17 protein-coding genes are annotated in these 18,489 nt (G+C 69.9%); 9 read left to right on the top strand and 8 right to left on the bottom strand.

What is annotated here, in order from left to right:
* Positions 1–246: 246 nt before the first annotated feature.
* From RAB71_RS04445 to RAB71_RS04430, 4 genes are all read left to right on the top strand, one after another.
* The gene (locus RAB71_RS04445) at positions 247–1,140 is read left to right on the top strand and encodes a TauD/TfdA family dioxygenase (protein WP_010342201.1); all 894 of its coding nucleotides are present in this window, start codon (positions 247–249) and stop codon (positions 1,138–1,140) included.
* Between the two features lie 70 nt (positions 1,141–1,210).
* Entirely contained in the window at positions 1,211–2,269 is a 1,059-nt protein-coding gene (locus RAB71_RS04440; protein ID WP_010342200.1) for an ABC transporter substrate-binding protein, read from the top strand.
* Position 2,270: 1 nt separating this feature from the next.
* Complete coding sequence (locus tag RAB71_RS04435) at positions 2,271–3,149, top strand: ABC transporter ATP-binding protein (RefSeq protein WP_010342199.1); 879 nt, start codon at positions 2,271–2,273, stop codon at positions 3,147–3,149.
* On the top strand, positions 3,146–4,015 hold the full coding sequence (locus RAB71_RS04430; protein ID WP_010342198.1) for an ABC transporter permease: 870 nt from the start codon (positions 3,146–3,148) through the stop codon (positions 4,013–4,015). Before RAB71_RS04435 ends, RAB71_RS04430 begins: the two co-directional genes overlap by 4 nt.
* 132 nt (positions 4,016–4,147) lie before the next feature.
* Here the strand turns inward: RAB71_RS04430 and RAB71_RS04425 are convergent, their stop codons facing one another.
* The 5 genes from RAB71_RS04425 to RAB71_RS04405 all read right to left on the bottom strand — a co-directional run bounded on the left by RAB71_RS04425 (position 4,148) and on the right by RAB71_RS04405 (position 9,483).
* The gene (locus RAB71_RS04425) at positions 4,148–5,086 is read right to left on the bottom strand and encodes a DUF6607 family protein (RefSeq protein ID WP_010342197.1); all 939 of its coding nucleotides are present in this window, start codon (positions 5,084–5,086) and stop codon (positions 4,148–4,150) included.
* A 51-nt stretch (positions 5,087–5,137) separates the two neighbouring features.
* A complete protein-coding gene (locus RAB71_RS04420; RefSeq protein WP_010342196.1) occupies positions 5,138–5,692 on the bottom strand; it encodes a hypothetical protein in 555 nt (184 codons plus the stop codon).
* 45 nt (positions 5,693–5,737) lie between these two features.
* The gene (locus RAB71_RS04415) at positions 5,738–7,963 is read right to left on the bottom strand and encodes a TonB-dependent hemoglobin/transferrin/lactoferrin family receptor (RefSeq protein ID WP_010342195.1); all 2,226 of its coding nucleotides are present in this window, start codon (positions 7,961–7,963) and stop codon (positions 5,738–5,740) included.
* Between the two features lie 174 nt (positions 7,964–8,137).
* Positions 8,138–8,338 carry a hemin uptake protein HemP gene (locus RAB71_RS04410; RefSeq protein WP_017907561.1) on the bottom strand — a complete coding sequence of 67 codons (201 nt, stop codon included), beginning with the start codon at positions 8,336–8,338 and terminating at the stop codon, positions 8,138–8,140.
* Positions 8,339–8,511: 173 nt separating this feature from the next.
* On the bottom strand, positions 8,512–9,483 hold the full coding sequence (locus RAB71_RS04405; RefSeq protein WP_010342193.1) for an aldo/keto reductase: 972 nt from the start codon (positions 9,481–9,483) through the stop codon (positions 8,512–8,514).
* A 215-nt stretch (positions 9,484–9,698) separates the two neighbouring features.
* Here RAB71_RS04405 and RAB71_RS04400 point away from each other — a divergent pair, with 215 nt between their 5' ends.
* The 5 genes from RAB71_RS04400 (at position 9,699) to RAB71_RS04380 (ending at position 14,632) form a co-directional block, all read left to right on the top strand.
* The gene (locus tag RAB71_RS04400) at positions 9,699–10,997 is read left to right on the top strand and encodes a NupC/NupG family nucleoside CNT transporter (RefSeq protein WP_010342192.1); all 1,299 of its coding nucleotides are present in this window, start codon (positions 9,699–9,701) and stop codon (positions 10,995–10,997) included.
* 66 nt (positions 10,998–11,063) lie between these two features.
* A complete protein-coding gene (locus RAB71_RS04395; RefSeq protein ID WP_010342191.1) occupies positions 11,064–12,017 on the top strand; it encodes a ribokinase in 954 nt (317 codons plus the stop codon).
* A 94-nt stretch (positions 12,018–12,111) separates the two neighbouring features.
* Positions 12,112–12,717, top strand: coding sequence for a DUF4893 domain-containing protein (locus RAB71_RS04390; RefSeq protein WP_010342190.1), 606 nt, complete (start codon positions 12,112–12,114; stop codon positions 12,715–12,717).
* A 65-nt stretch (positions 12,718–12,782) separates the two neighbouring features.
* The gene (gene dusB, locus RAB71_RS04385) at positions 12,783–13,781 is read left to right on the top strand and encodes a tRNA dihydrouridine synthase DusB (protein ID WP_010342189.1); all 999 of its coding nucleotides are present in this window, start codon (positions 12,783–12,785) and stop codon (positions 13,779–13,781) included.
* Positions 13,782–13,804: 23 nt separating this feature from the next.
* On the top strand, positions 13,805–14,632 hold the full coding sequence (locus RAB71_RS04380; protein ID WP_010342188.1) for a class I SAM-dependent methyltransferase: 828 nt from the start codon (positions 13,805–13,807) through the stop codon (positions 14,630–14,632).
* A 7-nt stretch (positions 14,633–14,639) separates the two neighbouring features.
* Here RAB71_RS04380 and RAB71_RS04375 read toward each other — a convergent pair whose 3' ends face one another.
* The 3 genes from RAB71_RS04375 to RAB71_RS04365 form a co-directional block, all read right to left on the bottom strand.
* Positions 14,640–15,713, bottom strand: a complete 1,074-nt coding sequence (locus RAB71_RS04375; RefSeq protein WP_010342187.1) for a metal-dependent hydrolase — start codon at positions 15,711–15,713, stop codon at positions 14,640–14,642.
* A 243-nt stretch (positions 15,714–15,956) separates the two neighbouring features.
* Complete coding sequence (locus RAB71_RS04370; RefSeq protein WP_010342186.1) at positions 15,957–16,775, bottom strand: UDP-2,3-diacylglucosamine diphosphatase; 819 nt, start codon at positions 16,773–16,775, stop codon at positions 15,957–15,959.
* Positions 16,772–18,487 (bottom strand): lysophospholipid acyltransferase family protein, encoded by a 1,716-nt coding sequence (locus tag RAB71_RS04365; RefSeq protein WP_175300585.1) that lies wholly within the window; start codon positions 18,485–18,487, stop codon positions 16,772–16,774. The genes RAB71_RS04370 and RAB71_RS04365 overlap by 4 nt, the downstream gene beginning before the upstream one ends.
* Positions 18,488–18,489: the final 2 nt, after the last annotated feature.

Below are 18,489 nucleotides of genomic sequence, written 5' to 3'. Positions count from 1 at the left end.
CCGGGCCGCTGCAAAACGCGGGCTTCGCTCACGCGTGCTTGAAACGATCGGCGGCGCGCAACGCCGCCAGGGATCTACAGACCACTACGAATCCCGAATCCCCAATCCCGGCACCACACATATGCCGGTTGCGTATAAGCACCATCCGAATCGTTGCTTCGGCGCGCGCCGGACGCGGCCTAGAGTGGGCATGGACGCCGCATGCCGGAGCCGCGGCGTCGCATCCTTCGCAGACGAGGCCGCCGCATGGCACGCGCATCCATCGCAACACGGCCGGCCGCCGCCGCGCCGACGGTCCGCATCGAACCGTTCGCCGCGCCGCTGGGCGCGCAGGTGCTGGGGCTGGACCTGACCCAGCCGCTGGACGCCAGCACGTTCGCACTGCTGCATCGCGCACACCTGCACTACCACGTGCTGGTGTTCCGCGACCAGCGCATCACCCCGGCGCAACAAGTCGCCTTCAGCCGCCGCTTCGGGCCGCTGCAGATCCATGTGCTGCGCCAGTTCCAGCTGCGCGATCACCCCGAAGTGCTGGTGGTGTCCAACATCAAGGAGCATGGCCAGCCGATCGGGCTGGGCGATGCCGGCCACTACTGGCATTCGGACCTGTCGTACAAGCCGACCCCGAGCCTGGGCTCGATGCTGCTGGCGCAGGAGTTGCCGGCCGAGGGCGGCGACACCTTGTTCGCCAACCAGCACCTGGCCTGGGACACGCTGCCGCTTGAGCTGCAACGCGCGGTCGACGGACGCCTGGCCGAGCACAGCTACCTGGCCAAGTACGAGGACCTGCGCAAGCGCAATCCGTGGCGGCCGCCGCTGACCCAGGCGCAGATCGACGAGGTACCGCCGGTGCGCCATCCGATCGTGCGCACCCATCCGGAGACCGGGCGCCGCGCGCTGTTCGTCAGCGAACACTTCACCACCCGCATCGTCGGCCTGCCGCAGGACGAAAGCGATGCGCTGCTGCAGGCGCTGTTCGCGCACAGCAGCGCCGATGCGCTGGTCTATCGGCACCGATGGCAGCCGCACGACATGGTGTTCTGGGACAACCGCTCGGTCACCCACCTGGCCGGCGGCACGCCGGATCACCTGCGCCGACGCCTGCACCGCACCACCATCGAGGGCGACGTGCCGTTCTGAGCCACGCCCCTCCACGCGGCGCATCCGCCGCTTTCCGACCGCGAAGTCCCCTCCCCCACTGGAACGACGCATGACAGCTTCCGATTCGCCCGCCCTCCCGTCCACCGCGCCGCCCGCCGCCGCCCCGCGGCGACTGCGCTGGTTCGCCGCCGCACTGCTCGCCGTCGCGCTGCTGCACACCCAGCCTGCGCAGGCCGAAGGCCGGCTGCGCATCGCCAAGCAGTACGGCATCGTCTACCTGCTGCTGGACGTGGCGCAGGAGCAGAAGCTGATCGAGAAGCACGGCAAGGCCGCCGGCATCGACATCGCGGTGGAGACCGTGCAGTTGTCCGGCGGCGCGGCCGCCAACGATGCGCTGCTGTCCGGGTCGATCGACGTGGCCGGCGCGGGCGTCGGCCCGCTGTTCACCCTGTGGGACCGCACGCGCGGCCGCCAGAACGTGCGCGGCGTGGCCTCGCTGGGCAATTTCCCGTACTACCTGATCAGCAACGATCCGCGGATCAAGACCCTGGACGATTTCAGCCCGCGCGACCGCATCGCGGTGCCGGCGGTCGGCGTGTCGGTGCAGTCGCGCTTGCTGCAGCACGCCTCGGCGCAGCGCTGGGGCGAGCGCGCCTACAACCGGCTGGACGCGCAGCAGGTGGCCTTGCCGCATCCCGACGCGGCCGCGGCGATCATCCGCGGCGGCACCGAGATCACCGCGCACTTCGCCAGCCCGCCGTTCCAGGAGCAGGAACTGGCGCGCAATCCGAAGGCGCACATCGTGCTCGATTCGTACGCGATCGAAGGCGGCCCGACCTCGGCCACGGTGCTGTACGCCACCGAGAAATTCCGTCGCGACAATCCCAAGACCTACCAGGCCTTTGTCGCCGCGCTGGCCGAGGCGGCGATCTTCGTGCAGCGCCAGCCGGAACAGGCGGCGGACCTGTTCGTGCGCCGCAATGGCGGCAAGATCGATCGCACGCTGGTGCTGCGCATCCTCAAGGACCCCAAGGTGCAGTTCAAGACCGCGCCGCAGAACACGCTCAAGCTCGGCCAGTTCCTGTCCCGGATCGGCGCGATCAAGCAGGCGCCGACCTCGGTCAAGGACTATTTCTTCGACAGCGCGCAAGTCGCCGGAGGCAGCTGAGATGAACCCCTTCGCCTTGACGCCGGCGCCGTTGCTGCAGCTCGAGCGGGTCAGCCTGGACTACGCCAGCGGATCGCGCGTGGTCCGCGCCACGCATCAGGTCAGCTTCGACGTGTACGCCGCCGACCGCATGGTGCTGCTCGGTCCGTCGGGCTGCGGCAAGTCGACCCTGCTCAAGGCCATCGCCGGTTTCGTCGCGCCCAGCGAAGGACAGATCCGCCTGGATGGACAGGTGCTGCGCGCGCCGGGACCGGACCGGGTGGTGGTGTTCCAGGAATTCGACCAGCTCGCGCCGTGGAAGACGGTGCGCCAGAACGTCGCCTTCGGCCTGCGTGCGGCGCGCAAGCTGGGGCGGCGCGAAGCGGCCGAGCGCGCCGACCATTTCCTGCACAAGGTCGGCTTGTCCGCGTTCGCCGATGCCTATCCACACACCTTGTCCGGCGGCATGAAGCAGCGCGTGGCGATCGCGCGGGCGCTGGCGATGCAGCCGCGCGTGCTGCTGATGGACGAGCCGTTCGCCGCGCTCGACGCCCTGACCCGCCAGCGCATGCAGGCGGAGGTACTGGAGTTGTGGGAAGAGGCCCGCTTCACCCTGGTGTTCGTGACCCACTCGATCGAGGAGGCCTTGCTGGTCGGCAGCCGCATCGTGCTGCTGTCGGCGCATCCGGGCCAGGTGCGCGCCGAACTCAACAGCCACGGCTTCGGGCCCGGCAGCATCGGCAGCCCGGCATTCCAGCACGCCGCACAGCGCATCCATCGGTTGCTGTTCGATGCGCCGGGCGACGCCGACGTCGGTGACGACACCGAAGGGACAGCGACGGCCGCCAGCAACGTGGCGCCGTTGCGCCGGCGCGCCGGCGTGCGCGAGGCCGCGCCATGAGCGCCGCCGCTCCGCTGCGGCCGCCGATCCGCGCCGAATACGAAAACCCGGTCGTGCCCTACACCGCGACCGTGCCGGCGGCCGTGACCCGACGACGGCAGGTCCCGGACTGGCTACGCCAGGCGCTGGTGCTGGTCGCGCTGGCGGCATTGTGGGAAGCGGCGGCGCGCTGGCTCGACGACGACCTGTTGCTGCCGAGCTTCCTGCAGACCGCGCGCGCCTTCGCCGATGGAATATGGACGGGCGAATTGCTGGGCCGGGTCGGCGCGTCGTTGCGCATGCTCGCGCAGGGTTATGCGCTTGGCGTGGCATTGGCCTTCGGCCTGACCGCGCTGGCGGTCTCGACCCGGATCGGCCGCGACCTGCTGGGCACGCTGACGGCGATGTTCAATCCGTTGCCGGCGATCGCCCTGCTGCCGCTGGCCCTGCTGTGGTTCGGCCTGGGCAACGGCAGCCTGGTGTTCGTGCTGGTGCACGCGGTGCTGTGGCCGCTGGCGCTGAACACCTACGCCGGTTTCCAGGGCGTGCCGGAGACGCTGCGCATGGCCGCGCGCAACTATGGGCTGCACGGCCTGCGCTACGTGGCCGCGATCCTGGTGCCGGCGGCGCTGCCAGCGATCCTGTCCGGCCTGAAGATCGCCTGGGCCTTCGCCTGGCGCACGCTGATCGCCGCCGAACTGGTGTTCGGTGCCACCTCCGGCCAGGGCGGCCTGGGTTGGTACATCTTCCAGAATCGCAACGAGCTCTACACCGACCGCGTCTTTGCCGGACTGGCGATGGTGATCCTGCTCGGCCTGGTGGTGGAAGGCGCCGGCTTCCGCGTGCTGGAACGGCTCACCGTGCGCCGCTGGGGCATGCAGCGCTGAGCGATTCGGGCGTCATCCTCCTCGGCGGGTCGCCAACGGGTACGGACGCCCGCGCATCGGTCACAACGCAAAAAAAGGGAAGGCGCCATCCCGGCCGCCTTCCCCACCCTGGCTGTGGCGCCGGCGCTGGCCTCAGCGCGCGGCCGCTGCCGGCGCCGTCCATTCCGCGAACACCGCATCGAGTTGCGCATCGCTGACCGGCTTGCCCTGTTGCACCGCTTCGGCCTGGCCGAACAGCGGCACGATGATCGCCATGCCGTCGACCTTGGTCTTCAGGTGCACGCCCGGCGGCTTGCCGAGCAGGCCGTCCCAGCGCGCGCGTACCCTGGCCCAGTAGCCCTGGGTGGCCTTCCAGTAGGCGTAGGCCGGGGCGAAATCCACGGTCGTGGTCTTGACGTAGTCGTTGAAGCCGAACTCGCGGGCGATGGCCTGCTGGCTGCCGTCGGGCTTGCGCAGCACCTTGGTGTTGAACTGTTCGTGGGTCCAGCCGGCCGGGGTCAGCGTGTGCCGGTTGATCACCGCCAGTGCGTTGTAGTCGCTGCGCTTGGTGTACTCGCGGCGCGGCAACGGTCGCCAGCTCAGGTCGCTGGTCCAGGTCGGATGGCCATCGGCGTAGTCCCAGCGCCCGGTGCCGCAGTAGCGCGGCGCATCGCTGACCTCGTACACGCACTGGGTCCAGGCGCCGCGGGTGGTGGCGGCATCGAGCGGGCGCACCTGCCAGGTCTGGTCGGCGCTGAACTCGAAACGCTGCGGCGCCTCGTAGATCCAGTCCTGGCGCCAGTGCTTGGTCACGTGGCCGCTCTTGGGCTCCACCAGCAGATGCTGCAGCACGACCTTGCGCGGGCTGTCCTCGACCACGATCACCACTTCGTCGCCGCCGCTGCGCATTGGCGCGGCGCGCGTGTAGCCGGGTTGCAGCAGCACGGTCTCGTCGAAGGCGAACGCCACCCTGTACTCGCCCTGCATCGCGAGGATGCTGGCGCGGTCGCGGGCCGGATCGGCCTCCGCGGCGTGGACGGGAAGACTGCCGGCAAGCAGCAGGGCGCAGAACAGAGGCGGAGCTTTCATCATCGAGAGGTGTGTAGTCGTTGTGGATGGGAAACGGGGAACGCGATCGGCCACTCACAATCGCAGCAGCGGCCACGGCCGCTCGGGATCGGGACGCGGCGCAGTGCGACCGGCGCGGGCGCAACAGCAGTCGTCGACCAGCACGTCGCCCTCGGCCGCCTCCAGGCGCGCGATGCGCCTGGCGATGCTGGCGCCGAGCGGCGACACGCCGGCCACACTGGCCGCCAGCACGCCATCGGCCGCGTGCAGGCGCAGCGCCCGCGCGTGCCAGCCGTCGCCGCGCAGGCGGCCGGCCACGCGCCGCCATAGCCGTTCGGCAACACCGCCGTCGGCGGCGTCCTGTGCCGCGGGCAACGCCGACAACAGCGTGTCCCAGGCGACGAAATCGCTGTCCGGCAGCAGGTACAGGCGCCAGCAGCACTGCTGCTGGCGGTCGTAGAAGCGCAGGCTCTCCAGCACGCCGTCGCTGTCCACGTCCAGGTGCGCGGCCACGCTGCGGGCGTGGCGCCAGCCGATCAGTTCGGCGCCGGTGCGGGCGCGGTACAGGCATAGCACGGTGCCCAGCGCGGCCAGTTGCGCCGGACGCGGCAGCGGCGCAAACGCGGCCATCCGCTCCTGCTCCGTCCGCGCTGGCGACACCGTGCGCACGCGCCGCTACCAATCCAGCGCCAAACTGACCGAGACGTTGCGCCCTGCACCGGTATAGCGGTCGAGCACGGCGCTGCTGGCCAGGGTCGCACCGGGCAGCATGTTCCAGTCGATGTAGCGCCGGTCGGCCAGGTTGAACACGCCGACGTCGAGCCGCGCGCCTTCGGTGAAATGCCAGTGCGCGAGCAGGTCCAGCGTCGCGTAGCCGGCCGGGGTGTAGTAGGTCGGCAGCTCCGGCCGGCGCTTCTTCGCCACCGAGGTGGCGACCAGTTGCGTGCCCCAGGTGCTGCGCTCGTAGCCCAGGCCGAGCACGCCACGCAGCGGATCCACCGAATTGAGCGGGGTGCCGTCGGTGCGGTTGTCGCCGCGCGCATAGGCCGCGCTGGCCTGCAGCGACCAGCCGGCCCAGCGCGCATCGAGTGCGCCGAAGTCGATGCCGGCCTTGGCCTCGACGCCGCGGATGGTCACCCGGTCGACGTTGCGCGATTGATACAGCATCAGGCCGTCGGCGTTGAAGCCGACGAAGCGGTAGGACTCGATGAAGTCGCGATAGGCGTTGCGGTAGGCGCTCAGGCCGGCGTAGACGGCCGGACCGGCGTAGCGCACGCCCAACTCCGCGCCGCGGCTGGTCTCCGGCTTCAGGTCGGGATTGGCGATCGCGGTGTAACCGATCAGCAGGTTGGTGAAGCCGATATTGACGTCGTTGTAGGGCGGCGCGCGGAAGCCGTGCGCATAGTTGGCGTACAGCGACCAGGCATCGTCCAGGCGCCAGATCGCGCCGAGCTTGGGCGAGACGTTGCGGTCGCTGATCTTCTTCGCCGCCACGCCGGGATTGTCGGTGGCGAAGATCGCATCGACCTGCGGCGACAGCCGGTAGTAGTCGGCACGCAGCGCCGGAATCAGGCTGAAGCGGCCGTCGGCCAGCGCGATCTCGTCCTGCAGGTAGGCACCGGCCTTGATCGTTTCGGTGATCGGGAAGTCGCGAACCGGAAAGGTTTCCATGCCCACGGTCTTGCTGATCGCGCCGGTGCGCAGGTTCAGCGTGTGGCCGTCGCGCTTCTCGTGGGTGTCGGTGTGCGACAGGTCGATGCCGTAGCTGATGTCGTGCACGACGCGGCCCTGGTCCACCCGCTTGTGCAGATTGGCCTGCAGTCCGTACAGGCGCTGGTCGAAGTCGTGCTCCATGTGCCGCAGCGTGGCGTTGCTGCGGCGCTCGTCGGTGCGTTGCAGGCTCTGGCTGTCCTGGCGGTACAGCTGCCACTGCAGGTCGTCGGCAAGCCACGTGTCGAGCTGGTCCACCTCGTGCCCCAGCGACACGCGGGCGCGGGTCTGATGGTCGCGCCCGCCCTGCGACAGGATGCTGGCGGTGACGTTGCTCAGCGCATCGATGCGCGAATAGTCCTCGTTGCCTTCGACAGTCAGCTTGAAGCGCTGGTTGGCGCTGGGCGCGTAGACCAGCTTGCTGAGCAGGCTGCGGCCATCGCTGCTAAGCGGATTGGGCGCGGTGCGGGCGGCGCCGATGCTGCGGTTGTCGCCCTGGGTCTCGCTTTCCTGGCCCTGGCGATGGCTGAGCGCGGCCATGCCGCTCCAGCGGTCCCCGCCGAAGGCGACCAGCGCGCCGGCGAACAAGCCCTTCCACTCGCCTTCGTAGCCGAACTTCAGGCCGACGTAGCTGTCCTTGCCCGGCGCCAGATAGTCGGCCGGATCCTTGGTGACGTAGGCGACCACGCCGCCAAGCGCATCCGAACCGTATAGCGCGCTGGCCGGGCCGCGTACGATCTCCACGCGCTTGAGCGTGTCCATGTCGACGAAATTGCGGTTGGCGTTGAGGTAGCTGCCGAAGCTGAAGGTGTCCGAGACCGGGATGCCGTCGGTCTGGATCAGCACCCGATTGCCGTCCAGGCCACGGATGCGGATGCCGGAGATGCCGCTGAAGCGGCCGCTGTTGCCGGTGGCGGACACGCCTGGCGTGTAGCGCAGCAGATCCTTCAGGTCGTGGACCAGCGCGCGGTCCATCTGTTCGCGGTCGATCACATCGACGCTGCCGGGCACGTCGACGATGGCGCGCTGGGTACGCGTGGCGGTGACCTGCAGGCGATCGAAATCGCGGACGGCGGACGCCGCACTGGCGTCGGCGTCGGCGTCGGCGTTGGAGGAAGAAACGGGAGCGGCATGCGCGCCGGCAGCCAGGGCCAGCCACAGCGCGCCGGTGAGCGGGGCGGTACGGAACATGGGGAGCATCGGTGGTCGCGGAAGACCCTCGACCGGCACGGCGCGGGGTCCGCGCCTGGCCGAGGGGGAGAGAAGGATCGCGACTGCGAGGCGGCCGCGGCCGACGCGCAGAGGCGGCGGCCAGGTGGCGGCAGGTCGAGCGGGGAGCCGGCCGCGCGCGGCGGCCGGACGGCGTTACTTGGTCAGGATCAGCTTGTCGTTGCTGGTGTGGCGCAGGCGATAGACGCGGTCGCCGTGCTGGATCAGCACTTCGCGGCGGCCCTTGAGCAGCGCCTGGCTGCTGATGGTTTCTTCGGCCGGCACGGCGCGCGGCACGGTGCGCTCGCGCAGGCTCAGGGTCTCGGGGTGACGCAACAGCACGGGTTGAGCGGTCATGGTCGAACTCCATCCACGGGGTGCATCGAGATGATAATGATTCTCAATACTTAATCAAGACCCATTCTCGCCCGATTCGATTCGCAGTCCTGATCGAAACTGCGCCCACGAAAGATTCCGAAGATCGCAACGCCCGCGCCGCCGCTGCATCGCGGCGGCGCACGCACATCCCGTCAGCGCACTGCGGCTTCGACCCGCTCCCACCACGCCGCGTCGTCGCGTGCGGCCAGGTCCAGCGCGGCCAGGTTCTCCAGCAACTGCGCGACCCGGCTGGCGCCGAGGATCACCGTGGACACGTGCGGGTTGCGCAGGCACCAGGCGATCGCCAGCGCCGCCGGCGCCACGCCTTCGGCCGCGGCCAGCGCGGTGAAGGCGCGCGCGCGCTCGGTGCGACGCTGCGCCGGCGGCCCGATCACCTCCTGCTGCAGCCAGGCATTGCGTTCCTGGCCCAGCCGCGAGGCCGGATCGATGCCGTCGTTGTACTTGCCGGTGAGCAGGCCCGAGGCCAGCGGCGACCAGATGGTGGTGCCCAGGCCGAGTTCGGCGTACAGCGGCGCGTACTCCTGCTCCACGCGCTCGCGATGCAGCAGGTTGTACTGCGGTTGCTCCATCGACGGCCCGTGCAGGCCCAGTGCGCGCGCCACCTGCGCCGCCTCGCGGATGCGCTCGGCCGGCCACTCGGAGGTGCCCCAGTACAGCACCTTGCCCTGGCGGATCAGCGCGTCCATCGCGCGCACGGTTTCCTCCACCGGCGTGTCCGGATCGGGGCGATGGCAGTAGTACAGATCCAGATACTCCACCCGCAGCCGCTTGAGCGCGGCATGGCAGGCATCGGTGACGTGCTTGCGCGAGAGCCCGCGCTGGGTCGGGCGCGGCGACTCGACGGCGCCGAAGTAGACCTTGCTGGACACGCAGAACCCGTCGCGCGGCAGCCGCAGGTCGGCGATCACGTCGCCCATCACCTGCTCGGCGCGGCCGTGCGCATAGACCTCGGCGTTGTCGAAGAAGTTGATGCCGTGGTCCCAGGCGGCGGCGATCAGGTTGCGCGCTTCGTCGCGGCCGGTCTGCCCGCCGAAGTTGATCCAGGCGCCGAACGACAGCGCCGACAGTTGCAGCCCGGTGGCACCGAGGCGACGGTAATGCATGGCAACTCCTCCTGCTGAACAAACCCGCGGCACGGCCGGGGCGGCCGCACAGTGTAGCGGCGGCGCCCCACATCGCCTCGCCGATAGCAGGGCCCCCTCGCTCTTGCGAATCCCTAATCCCGAATCCCCAATCCCCCGACTGAACACCGCTCGCCTTGCCGGCCGTCACCCCCTGCACTAGGCTTCCCGTCTTTGGTCGGGGACCGGGGACGCAGATGGTCGAGGGATTGGGAAGGATCGGCTTCGGCCTGTTCGGGTTGGCGGTGTTGATCGGGATCACCTGGCTGTTCTCCAACAACCGCCGCGCGGTGGACTGGAAGCTGGTCGCGACCGGCCTGGTCCTGCAGATCGGCTTCGCCTCGCTGGTGCTGCTGGTCCCGGGCGGGCGCGAAGTGTTCGACTGGCTCGGCCAGGTGTTCGTGAAGGTGCTGAGCTTCGTCAACGAAGGCTCCAGCTTCATCTTCGGCAGCCTGCTCGACACCAAGACCTACGGCTTCATCTTCGCCTTCCAGGTGCTGCCGACCATCATCTTCTTCTCCGCGCTGATGGGCGTGCTGTACCACCTGGGGGTGATGCAGGCGGTGGTGCGGGTGATGGCCTGGGCGATCACCAAAGTGATGCGCGTGTCCGGCGCCGAGACCACCAGCGTCTGCGCCAGCGTGTTCATCGGCCAGACCGAAGCGCCGCTGACGGTACGCCCGTACATCCCGCGCATGACCGAGTCCGAACTGCTGACGATGATGATCGGCGGCATGGCGCACATCGCCGGCGGCGTGCTGGCGGCCTACGTGGGCATGCTCGGCGGCGGCGACCCGGCGCAGCAGGCGTTCTACGCCAAGCATCTGCTGGCGGCCAGCATCATGGCCGCGCCGGCGACGCTGGTGGTGGCCAAGCTGCTGATTCCGGAAACCGGCACGCCGCTGACCCGCGGCACGGTCAAGATGGAAGTGGAGAAGACCACCAGCAACGTGATCGACGCCGCTGCCGCCGGCGCCGGCGACGGCCTGCGCCTGGCGCTGAACATCGGCGCGATGTTGCTGGCGTTCATCGCGCTGATCGCGCTGGTCAACGCGCCACTGACCTGGATCGGCGACGTCACCGGCCTGGCCGGCGTCATCGGCCGCCCGACCAACCTGTCCACCATCTTCGGCTATGTGCTGGCGCCGGTGGCCTGGGTGATCGGCACGCCGTGGCCGGATGCGACCACGGTCGGTTCGCTGATCGGCCAGAAGGTGGTCATCAACGAGTTCGTCGCGTATACCGAGCTGTCGCGTATCGTCCAGGGCCAGGTGCCGGGCGTGAGCCTGAGCGCGGAGGGCCGGCTGGTCGCCACCTATGCGCTGTGCGGCTTCGCCAACTTCAGTTCGATCGCGATCCAGATCGGCGGCATCGGCGGCCTGGCCCCCGAACGCCGCCACGACCTGGCCCGCTTCGGCCTGCGTGCGGTGCTGGGCGGCTCGATCGCCACCTTCATGACCGCGACCATCGCCGGGGTGCTGTCGCACTTCGCCTGATCCGGCCGCAGCACCCGCTCCACCGTTTTTCCTTTTTCAGTTCCAGTCGAGAAGCAGTACATGCCTATGAGTTCGGTCATCGTCGTCGGTTCGTTCAATGTCGACCATGTGTGGCGTTGCGAGAATCTGCCCGCACCGGGGGCGACCATCGCCGGCCGCTACAGCACCGGCCCCGGCGGCAAGGGCTTCAACCAGGCGGTGGCGGCGGCGCGTGCCGGCGCGCGCACCAGCTTCGTCTGCGCGCTCGGCGACGATGCCGGCGGCGCGATGGCACGCGGCCTGGCCGCGCAGGACGGCATCACCCTGGTCGCCGAGGCCAGCAGCGAGCCGACCGGCACCGGCGGCATCTATGTCGACGGCCATGGCCGCAACACCATCGTCATCGGCGCCGGCGCCAACGCCGCGCTGAGCCTGGACTTCGTGCAGGCGCAGCGCCCGCTGCTGGGCTCGGCGCGGGTGCTGCTGGCGCAGCTGGAATCGCCGATCGAGACCATCGAAGGCACTCTGGCGCTGGCCCGCGAGGCCGGCCTGACCACCGTGCTCAACGCCGCCCCGGCCAATGCACAGACCAGCATCGGCCTGCTCAAGCTGGCCGACGTGCTGACCCCCAACGAAACCGAGTTCGCCGCCCTGCTGGCGCGCCATGTCGGCGTGCGCGTGGACGCCGACGACGTCGCCGCCACCGATGGCGGCAGCCTGCACGCGCTGTGCCGCAAGCTGCTGCCCGGCGGCACCGTGGTGGTGACGCTGGGCGCGGTGGGCGCGTTCATCTCGCACCCCGAGGAGCGCCTGCTCGGCGACACCCAGCCCTACTACCGGATCGGCGCCGAAGCCGCGCACACCGTGGACACCACCGGCGCCGGCGATGCCTTCAACGGCGCCCTGGTGGCGTCGCTGGCGCAGTCGCCGAACGCCGCGTTCGCCACCCACGTGCGCTTCGCCAACCACTATGCGGCGCGCTCCACCGAAGCCGAAGGCGCGGCGGCGTCGATGCCGCGGCTGACGCCCGAGGCCGGCTGAGCGATCGGCGCGACGGTACCGGCAGTCGCCGTTGCCTGCCATCACAAACCAGCGCCGGCGCTGCGCCGGCCACGCATCCGACAAGGAGTTGCCGATGCCCCGCCGTTCCGTCACCCCGTTCGCCGCGCTGTGTGCACTGCTGCTCCCGCTGTCCGTCGCCGCGGCACCACGCTGCGACTGGAACAGCCTGGCCGCCGATGCCGACCGCGCCGCGGTGACCGTCTCCGCCAAGCGGCTGCAGCAGGTGATCGCGGCGCAGTACGACGATGCCGAGCAGGAACAGGGCGCGGCGCTGGCGCGGACCCTGCTGCAGCGCGCGCAGACGCCGCAGCAGCCCGGCACATTGGAGGGCCGCTGGAAGGTGCGCTCGATCCAGGTCGATCCGCACTTCGCCTACGCCTATCCCTACTTCAAGGCCGAGATCCGCCGCGATCCCTGCGGCTACCACTTGAGCAAGACCAGCGGCTCGCAGCGGCGCAGCGGCACGCTGTACCCGCTGTCCGCCGGCAGCCGCGAACTGGCCTTCCTCGGCGCCAGCACGGTCAACGACGAGCCGGAAGCGGCCTATGCGCCCGGTCATGTTTCCGACGGCACGCATGGCAACAGCGTCGGCCGCCTGGTCGCGCTGGGCCCGAACGAACTGCTGCTGATCCTGGACGGCAAGAACAACGGCTTCGAGCTGTACCAACTGATGCGCTGACGGCCGCGCGGGACCGCGCGGCGCCACCCGGCCCGCCAGCGCATGCGCCCCGCTACACTACGCGCATGCGCATCGGCCCCTACACGATCGAACCGAAGGTGATCCTGGCACCGATGGCCGGGGTCACCGACAAGCCGTTCCGGCTGCTGTGCAAGCGCCTGGGCGCCGGGCTGGCGGTGTCGGAAATGACCATTTCCGATCCACGCTTCTGGCAGACCCGCAAGTCGCTGCAACGCATGGACCATGCCGGCGAGCCGGACCCGGTGAGCGTGCAGATCGCCGGCACCGAACCGCAGCAACTGGCCGAGGCCGCGCGCTACAACGCCGACCACGGCGCGCAGCTGATCGACATCAACATGGGCTGCCCGGCGAAGAAGGTCTGCAACGCCTGGGCCGGCTCGGCGCTGATGCGCGACGAGGCGCTGGTGGCGCGCATTCTCACTGCGGTGGTGAAGGCCTCGCCGGTGCCGGTGACGCTGAAGATCCGTACCGGCTGGGACTGCGACCACCGCAACGGCCCGGTCATCGCGCGCATCGCCGAGGACTGCGGCATCGCCGCGCTGGCGGTGCACGGGCGCACCCGCGACCAGCACTACAGCGGCCAGGCCGAATACGCCACCATCGCCCAGATCAAGGCGATGCTGCACATCCCGGTGATCGCCAACGGCGACATCGACTCCCCGCAGAAAGCGGCGCAGGTGCTGGCCGCGACCGGCGCCGATGCGGTGATGGTGGGGCGCGCGGCGCAGGGCCGGCCGTGGATCTTCGGCGAGATCGCGCACTATCTGGCCACCGGCGAACTCCTGCCGGCGCCGTCGCTGGCGTTCGTCCGCGACACCCTGCTCGGCCACCTGCAGGCCCTGCATGATTTCTACGGCGAGGCGCAGGGCGTGCGTATCGCCCGCAAGCACCTGGGCTGGTATGCCAAGGATCGGCCGGAGAACGCCGCGTTCCGCGCCGTGGTCAACCGCGCCGAGAGCGCGCAGGCGCAACTCGCGCTGACCGCCGGCTACTTCGACGCGCTGATCGCCGGCGTGCCACCGGCCTTGTCCGCCGCCGCCTGACGTTTTCTCCCTGGAGCACCGCCATGCGCTCGTCTCCCGACACCCCGACCTACCTGCACGGCTATTCCGACACCGAGCAGGCGCGCCTGCTGAAACAGGCGCGCTTGCTGGAAGCCACCCTGTTCAACCAGATCGACTACACCGGCGCGCGGCGCCTGCTCGAAGTGGGCAGCGGCGTCGGCGCGCAGACCGAAGTGCTGCTGCGGCGCTTCCCGGAACTGCACGTCACCGGCATCGACCTGAGCGAGGCGCAACTGCAGGCAGCACGCGAGAACCTGCAACGCATGCCCTGGTGCCAGGACCGCTACACCCTGCAGCAGGCCGATGCCGGCGACCTGCCATTCCAGCCGCGCAGCTTCGATGCGGCGTTCCTGTGCTGGGTGCTGGAGCACGTGCCGTCGCCGGCGCGGGTGCTCAGCGAAGTGCGGCGCGTGCTGGCGCCGGGCTCGCCGGTGTACGTGACCGAGGTGATGAACGCCTCGTTCCTGCTGCATCCGTACTCGCCGAACGTGTGGCGCTACTGGATGGCGTTCAACGACTTCCAGTACGACCATGGCGGCGATCCCTTCGTCGGCGCCAAGCTCGGCAACCTGCTGCTGGCCGGCGGCTATCGCGACGTCAGCACGCAGATCAAGACCCTGCACCTGGACAACCGCGAACCGGCGCGGCGCAAGACCATGATCGGGTTCTGGGAAGAGTTGCTGCTGTCGGCGGCCGAACGGCTGCTGCAGGCCGGCGCGGTGGATGCGGAGACCGTGGCGGGCATGCGCCGGGAAATGGCGCAGGTGCAGAGCGACCCGGACGCGGTGTTCTTCTATTCGTTCGTGCAGGCGCACGCGACGGTGTATTGAGCGGCATTTACTGCGCCATGGGTGACGCCTGCGCGCCGACCGGCGCGGGCGACGCCGGCTCGACCCAGATCCGCTGCCACATCCGCGCCAGCGCTGCACCGATTTGCCCACGCGCTTCCGGCGCTCGGCAGGCGGCCTGCAACTGCCGCGGCGGAATCGCCGCCCAGCCGTCGCCGCGCTGCCGCGCCACCGCGAAATTGAAGTTGTAGTCAGGCTCCAGGCCCATGCGCAGGTCGCTGAGCACCAATTCACCGTCCTTGACCTGCGCGCGCATAAAGCCGCGGTTGAACCAGCTCAACCGCTGCACCGCCGGCAGCTCGCGCACCTGCGCCAGCGCCTGGGTGTTGGAGGGATAGCCCTGGAAGCGCATTGGCCCGCGATCGGCGACCAGCGAACGCTCGCCGATCACGTAGCCGCTCGGCGTCATCGCCACCACCCGCCACAACAACGTGTTGAACGGCATCGGCACCGAAAAGCGCGGCGCCTGCGCCAGGCCCATCGCCGCCAGCGCACGGTCGGCCTCGCCATCGACCAGGTGCTTGGCCAGCAGCGACCAGCCCAGGTAGGCGCTGCTCAGCAACAACCCGGCCAGCAAGGCCTGCTGCGCCACACGCCGCGCACGCGCGAACCAGGCGATGGCGCAGGCCAGCAGCAGCCACAGCGTGTAGGCGGGATCGATGATGAACACGCTCGACCACATCGTCGGCGATGGCCGCAGCGGCCACCACAGCTGCGTGCCGTAGACGGTGAACGCATCCAGCAACGGATGGGTGATCAGCGCCAACTGGATCGCCCAGAACCAGCGCCGCGGCGCTTCGGCGACCCGTCCATGGCCGAAGCGCCGGAACAGCCACCAAATCAGCCAGCCGAGCAGCGGCAGCACGAACAGCGAATGGCTGAAACTGCGATGCACCGTCATCAGCGTGACCGGGTCGCGGGTCAGCGGCAACAGGATCAGCGCATCGAGGTCGGGCACGGTGCCGAGTGCGGCACCGGCGATCAGTGCCGCGCGCCGATGCGCAGCGGGCGCGATGGCCGCGGCAATGGCGCCGCCGAGCACGATCTGGGTGAGGGAATCCATCGACCGATGCTAGCAGCGATGCGGGGATGGGGGGGCGGCGGTAGCGCGCGGTTGTCAAGGTGAATGCCCGCCAGACTGCAGCGCGCGATTCCCGGGGCGGGCAGGTGCGTTGCAGAAGCGGTGTCGGTCACCACTCGCCATCGCATGGCATCGTTGGCACTTGCTGTCACGGCTGAAGCCGCTCCTACGCAGCTTCTTCGGCGGCTGCCGGACGATGGCGGCGTCCGCTGCGAGCGTCCAGCTTCAGGCCGCGCGCGGCCAGGCGTTCTCCTGCACCAGCCGCAATCGCGGCGGCAGTTCGCGCAGCACCTCGCCGCGGTGCGAGAGCAGGCGCAGCGTGCCGTCGGCCTCCTCGGCGAGCGCAGTGAGGTTTTCGACCCAATCGCCGTCGTTGGCGTAGACCAAGCCGTCGCGTTCGAACAGCCCGGCGCGGTGCACGTGGCCGCAGATCACCCCGTCCAGGCCGCGACGGCGCGCGTCGTCCAGGCCGGCGGCGACGAAGCGCTCGATGTAGCGCTCGGCGGCGCTGCTCTGCCGCTTCAGGTAGTCGGCCAGCGACCAGTAGCGCATGCCAAGGCGGCGGCGCACGCGGTTGGTGAGCTGGTTGCCGGTGAGGATGCGGTAGTACAGCCAGTCGCCGAACTTCTCCTGCAGGCCGCCGAACTGGGTCACGCTGTCGTAGTCGTCGCCGTGCACCACCAGCAGGCGGCGTCCGTCGGCGGTGGCGTGCACCGCGCGCCGACGCACCTGCATCGCCGGCAGCGCCAGCCCGCAGAACCGGCGGATCGGCCGGTCGTGGTTGCCCGGGACGTAGATCAGTTCGGTGCCGCCGCGGGCCAGCGCGTGCAGCGCATCGACTACGCGCTGGTGCGCCGCGCCCCACACCGCGCGGCGCTGCGCCATCCACCAGAAGTCGACGATGTCGCCGACCAGGTACAGCTGGTCGCAGTGCAGGCCGCCAAGGAAGTCGGCCAGTTCGCGCGCATGGCAATGCGGCGCGCCCAGGTGCACATCGGAGACGAACACTGCGCGGCGCGGCGCCAGGCTGTTGAGCGGACTCATGCCACCACCTCTGCTTCGTTGCGGGGACGTTCGAGGTAGCGCGCGCGCTTCTTGCTGCGGATGCGCTGCAGATCCAGCTCGATCAGGCCGTCGACGGCGTCGTTGAACGCCGGGTCCACGCCGAAGGCGAGGAAGCGCGCACCGCCGGGCTCGCACAGATCGGTGTACTGCTTGTAGAGCATCGGCACCGCCGCGCCCAGCGCGTCGAGGTTGCCCTTGAGCACCTTGAAGGCGGTGTCGGCATCCAGTTCGTCGAACGCTGGCGGCGCCTCCGGATACGGGAACGGCCGCGCCGAGGCGGCTTCGCCGCTGGCGTCGCCGTAGTAGCGCGCGTAGTAGGCCACGATCTGCTCGCGCGCTTCGTACGGCAGCGCGGCGCTGATCGACACCGCGCCGAACAGGTAGCGCACCTGCGGATGGTCTTGCAGATAGGCGCCGATGCCCTGCCACAGGTAATCGATGCTGCGGCTGCCCCAGTAGTCCGGCACCACGAAGCTGCGGCCCAGTTCCATGCCCGCGGCGATACGCGGCAGCATGCCCTCGCCGTAGCGGAAGAGTTCGGCGGTATAGAAACCGGCCAGGCCGCGCTCGGCCAGCACCTGTGCGCCGCGGGCGACGCGGTAGGCGCCGACCACGCGCGTGGCGGCGCCGTCCCACAGCACGATGTGCTCGTACCAAGTGTCGTAGTCGTCCAGGTCCAGGCGCCGGCCGGTGCCCTCGCCCACCGCACGGAAGGTCAGTTCGCGCAGGCGGCCGATCTCGCGCAGCAGCGCCGAGCCGGCACGCAGCCGGCCGACGCGGATCTGCTTGCCATCCAGGGTATGGCCAAGGCTGCGCAGCCCGGCCACTTCCACCGCCAGTTGTGCCGGGTCCTCGGCGGCGACCAGCGCTTCCTCGCTCGGCGCGGCCTGTCCACCGCTGCGGCCGAGCGCATACAGCTCGCTGCGCAGGCGCCGCATCAGATCGGCTTCGGGCAGGTCCTGCGGCAGCGCGCGGGCGCGGCCCAGGCTGAGCGCGATGCGGCGCTCGCGACGAGCGAACATCTCCCGCGCCAGCAGCGCGGTGCCGGCCGGCTTGAACAGTGCCGAGGCGCCATAGAACAGCGCCGAGTTGCGCGCATGGATACGCACCGGCAGCACCGGCGCGGCGGTACGCAGGGCAAAGCGCAGGAAGCCGCGGCGCCAGCGCCCGTCGGCGACGCCGCCCCAGCCCAGCCGCGAGACCTCGCCGGCCGGGAACACGATCACACATTGCTCCTGGGCCAGCGCCTGCTCGATCGCCCGCACGCTGGCCGGCGACGGCGCGCCGCCGAGGATGCGCACCGGCAGCAGCAGATCGCGCAGGCCTTCCAGCGCCCACAGGAAATCGTTGGCGACGATCTTCACGTCGCGCCGCACCTGGCCCACGCAGTCCAGCAGGGCCAGTGCATCCAGCGCGCCGGAAGGATGGTTGGCGACGATCAGCAGACGCCCGCGCGCCGGAATGCATTCGGCGGCGGTCGGTGCGACCACGTAGCGGGCCTGCAGGAAATCCAGTCCGGCCTGGACCAGGGCGAACCCGCGCAGGTCGCGGTTGGCCTCCAGGAACGCGTCCAGCGCGTCCAGTCCCGACCATTTCTGCAGACCACGCAGCAATGGCCGGACCAGCCGCGAGCGGCGTCCGGCAAACCAATGTGGGTAGCGGTCCTGAAGACGGCGTTCGAGTGCGAGCACGG

The organism is Xanthomonas sacchari, assembly GCF_040529065.1.
Classification (GTDB): domain Bacteria; phylum Pseudomonadota; class Gammaproteobacteria; order Xanthomonadales; family Xanthomonadaceae; genus Xanthomonas_A; species Xanthomonas_A sacchari.
This window is presented reverse-complemented; position numbering and strand designations above follow the sequence as displayed.